Origin of the sequence: Paracoccus haeundaensis (assembly GCF_006239215.1) — a bacterium.
GTDB lineage: Bacteria > Pseudomonadota > Alphaproteobacteria > Rhodobacterales > Rhodobacteraceae > Paracoccus > Paracoccus marcusii.
Window position 1 is genome coordinate 1 of sequence record NZ_VDDC01000124.1, and the last position, 547, is coordinate 547.

The 547-nt window shown below is 61.1% G+C and carries 1 pseudogene; it reads left to right on the plus strand.

Features of this window, described 5'->3' with window-relative positions:
- A pseudogene (locus FHD67_RS20290) lies at positions 1-547 on the plus strand (IS3-like element ISPmar2 family transposase); the annotation flags it as partial.

Consider the following 547-nt stretch of genomic DNA (forward strand, 5'->3'; position numbering starts at 1 on the left):
CAAAAGCAACCAAAGAAGGGTCGGCTCTGGCTGAACGACGGGTCATGCATCCGTCTGCGGCCAGAGCGTTCGAACCATGTCTGGTCCTACGACTTCGTCGAAGCCCGGACCCACGATGGAAGGAAGTTCCGCATGCTCAATCTCATCGACGAGTTCAGCCGGGAGTGCCTGGCAATCCGGGTCGACCGGAGGCTCCGATCGACCGACGTCATCGACGTCTTGTCCGATCTCTTCCTCCTGCACGGTGTGCCGGATCATATACGGTCCGACAATGGCCCGGAGTTCATCGCCAAGGCGGTGCGGGAATGGATCGTCGCCGTCGGCGCGAAGACCGCCTATATCGAGCCGGGGTCCCCCTGGGAGAACGGTTACTGTGAGAGCTTCAATTCCAAGCTCCGCGACGAGCTGCTGAACGGGGAGATCTTCTACAGCCTCGCTGAGGCGAAGATTATCATCGAGAGCTGGCGCCGCCATTACAACACCAAGCGCCCGCACTCATCACTGGGGTATCGCCCGCCAGCTCCCGAGGCCATCCAGTGGCCGGCTT